At 76.9% G+C, this 3,392-nt stretch carries 3 protein-coding genes; 2 read left to right on the forward strand and 1 reads right to left on the reverse strand.

Translation table 11 applies throughout. The annotated features are described in order from the left end of the window. On the forward strand, window positions 1–2,024 hold a 2,024-nt coding region (locus tag AB0J52_RS32950), incomplete at its 5' end, for an ATP-binding protein (RefSeq protein WP_500186759.1). Here the strand turns inward: AB0J52_RS32950 and AB0J52_RS32955 are convergent. Beyond that, on the reverse strand, window positions 2,002–2,586 hold the full coding sequence (locus tag AB0J52_RS32955) for a TetR/AcrR family transcriptional regulator (RefSeq protein ID WP_500186761.1): 585 nt from the start codon (window positions 2,584–2,586) through the stop codon (window positions 2,002–2,004). The genes AB0J52_RS32950 and AB0J52_RS32955 overlap by 23 nt on opposite strands. Before the next feature lie 139 nt (window positions 2,587–2,725). On the opposite strand from AB0J52_RS32955, the gene AB0J52_RS32960 reads away from it, so the two are divergent. Continuing rightward, complete coding sequence (locus tag AB0J52_RS32960) at window positions 2,726–3,250, forward strand: SigE family RNA polymerase sigma factor (RefSeq protein WP_500186762.1); 525 nt, start codon at window positions 2,726–2,728, stop codon at window positions 3,248–3,250. The last annotated feature ends 142 nt before the right edge of the window (window positions 3,251–3,392 follow it).

Genomic DNA, 3,392 nt, shown 5'->3' on the forward strand with positions numbered 1-3,392 from the left:
CGCGCGACGCGGCCGAGCTCGCCGACCTGGTCGCCGCCGTGCTCGGGCACCGGGACGGAACAGGCGCGTCCACGCCGGTCGAGCGGCTGGAGGACGCGCTGCGCCCGCGCCGGGCGCTGCTCCTGCTCGACAACTGCGAGCACGTCGTGGACGCCGTCGCCGACCTGGCCGGCCGGTTGCTCGCGGCGGCCCCCGCGCTGACCGTCCTCGCGACGTCGCGGGAGCCGCTGGCGGTCGCGGGCGAGCGGGTCCGGGCCGTCCCGCCGCTGGAGCCGGGCAACGCCGAGCGGCTGTTCGCGGCGCGCGCCGCCGCCGCGGTGCCGGGCTTCGCGCTGACCGGCGGGAACGCGGCGGCGGTCGCGGCCGTCTGCCGCCGCCTGGACGGCCTGCCGCTGGCGCTGGAGCTCGCCGCGACCCGCGTCCGGGCGCTCAGCGTCGAGGCGCTCGCCGAGCGGCTGGACGACCGGTTCCGGCTGCTCACGCGGCGCGGCGGCCCGGCGCGGCAGCAGACGCTCCGCGCGGTGATCGACTGGAGCTGGGAGCTGCTGAGCGGTCCCGAGCAGGTCGCGCTGCGGAGGCTGGCCGTCCACTGGGACGGCTGCACGCTCCAGGCCGCCGAGGAGGTGTGCGGCGATCCGGGCCTCGACGTCCTCGCGCGGCTGGTCGACCGGTCCCTCGTCGTGTTCACCGAGGACGGCCGGTACCGGCTGCTGGAGTCGGTCTCCGACTACTGCCTCGAACGCCTGCGGGAGGCGGGCGAGGAGGACCTCGTGCGCGCGCGCCACGCCCGCTACTACACGGCGCTCGCCGAGCGGGCCGTCCCGCATCTGCGGGGCCCCGACCAGGAGAGCTGGCTCCAGCGGCTCGATCGCGAGGGGGGCAACTTCCGCGCCGCGCTGGAGTACCGGGCCGATCCGGTCCTGGCGAACGCGCTCGGCTGGTACTGGTTCCTCCGCGGACGCCTCAACGAGGCCCGCCGCCACCTGGCGCTCGCGCTCACGCAGGACGCGCCCGACCACGTCCTGCGGCGGACGCGCGTCTGGCTGAACGGCCTCACGATGCTGTCCGGAGAGGGCGACGAGTCCGAAGCGCTCCGGAAGGCCGCCCTCGGGCCCGACGCGGACGCGTGGGCTCTGTGGTTCCTGACGTTCGTCCACTGGCCCTACGGAGACCTGCCCGCCAACCACGCCCGCCTGGAGCGCGCGCTCGCGATGTTCCGGGACGAGGGCGACCGCTGGGGCGAGGCCGCCGTCCTCAGCACGCGCGCGAAGCTCCGCATGGTGGGCGGCCACCTGGACGACATGCGGCACGACGCCGAACGCGCCCTCCGCCTGTTCGGCGAACTCGGGGACGCGTGGGGCGAGCTGGAGGCGGCCGACGCCGTCGCCCGGCACGCCGAGATCGTCGGCGACTACGGGCGGGCCGCGCGCATGCGGAACGAGGTAGCGCGCCGCGCCGAACGGCTCGGCATGTGGGCCGAGGTGTCGTTCGCGCTGTCCGGGCTGGGCCGGGTCGCGCTGCTGGACGGCGACCTCGACCAGGCCCACGACCTGCACGAACGCGCCCTCGACCTCGCCCGCGACCGGTCGTCCCGGTCGGCCGAGGAGTTCGCCGCGATCGGCCTGGCCCTGGTGGCCCGGCGGCGCGGCGACCTGGACGCCGCCGAGGCGCACCTGCGGAGCAGGCTGCCGTGGCTGCGCGGCATCGGCGGGACGGCGGGCATCGCGTTCATCCACACCCAGCTCGGCTTCGTCGCCGAGCAGCGCGGCGACGCCGCGTCCGCCGCCGCCCTGCACGCCACGGCCCTCGACGCCGCCCGCGAGACCGGCGACCCGCGCGCGGTCGCGCTCGCGCTGGAGGGCCTCGCCGGCGCGCGCTCCCTCGGCGGCGACACCGCCGAGGCGGCCCGCCTGCTCGCCGAGGCGGACGCGATCCGGGTGTCGGTCGGCGCCCCGCTGCCGCCCGCCGAACGCTTCGACGTCGACCGCGCCCTGGCCCGCCTCAGCGCGGCGAACGGCTCCTGACCAGCGGCAGGAACACCTCATCCACGATCTCGACCAGCACGTCGTCCGGCGCGGACGGCGCGCCCCGCACGACGAACTCGTTCCGCAGCAGGACGATCGCGACCGTCGCCACGCGCGGGTGCAGCGCCTCGGGCGCGACCTCGCCGCGCGCGACCGCCCGGCCGAGGACGGTCAGCCACGGCGCGGCGACGGCGGACCGGTCCTGCAGCCGCCCGGCCAGCTCGGACGCGCCCCCGGCCGCGGCCATCAGCTCGCGCAGGATCGCGCCGAGCGGCGAACTCCAGTGCCGGTTCGCGCCGCGCAGCAGCTCCAGGGCGTCCTCGCGCAGGCTGCCGGTGTCCGGGACCGGTACCGTCGTGGCCAGCCGCTGGTAGGCCGCGACGCCGAGCGCCAGCCGGTTGGGCCACCGGCGGTAGATCGCGTTCTTGTTGGTCCCGGCGCGGGCGGCGACCTTGTCCATGGTCAGCCCCGCGAACCCGGACGCGGTCAGCTCGTCCGCGGCGGCGCCGAGGATCGCCTCCTCCAACTCCGCGCCGCGCCGACGCGTGGGCCTGCTCGTCATACCCCCATCCTCCCACCGGCCGCCCCGCGTCCCCTCTTCCCCGGCCATCGGCCACCGGCCGGCCCGGACGGGGATGCAACCTTCTCGCCGCCGGGACGCATCAGGTGGTTGTGAAGCGATGCACGAGAAGGACCGCGCCATGACGGCCCAGGCCGTGGGCGAGGAGGGTCTCGTCGCCCAGGCCGCCGAGGACTCCGACACCGGCTACACGGCGTACGTGTCGGGACGCGTCGACTGGATCCGCCGCACGGCCTACCTGCTCTGCGGGGACTGGGCCTCGGCGGACGACCTGACCCAGCAGACCGTCTACCGGCTGTACGTCCACTGGGCGAAGGCCCGCCGGGCCGAGAGCCTGGACGCGTACACGCGGGTCGTGCTCGTCCGGGAGTTCCTGGCGGAGCGCCGCAAGGCCTGGTGGCGGCGGACGTCCCTGGTGGAGGCCCCCGACCGCCCGGACGAGCCCGGCGACCCGGACGGCGGCCTCGACCTGCGGAAGGCGCTGGCCGCGCTCGCGCCCCGGCAGCGCGCCGCGGTCGTCCTGCGCTACTACTGCGACCTCTCGGTCGCCGACGCCGCCGCCGTCCTCGGCTGTTCGGAGGGCAACGTCAAGAGCCAGACGTCCCGAGCCCTCACCGCCCTGCGCGGCCACCTGGAGGAGCGATGAACGAGACCATGGAGAGCCGCCTGCGCGACGAGCTGCGCCGCCTGGCGGACGCCGCGCCGCCCATGTCGGACCGGATCGGGCTCGTCGAAGCCCGCGCCCGCGGCGTCCGCACGCGACGCGCCCGGCGGGCGGGAACGGCGGC

Origin of the sequence: Spirillospora sp. NPDC049652, assembly GCF_040675125.1 — a bacterium.
GTDB lineage: Bacteria > Actinomycetota > Actinomycetes > Streptosporangiales > Streptosporangiaceae > Spirillospora.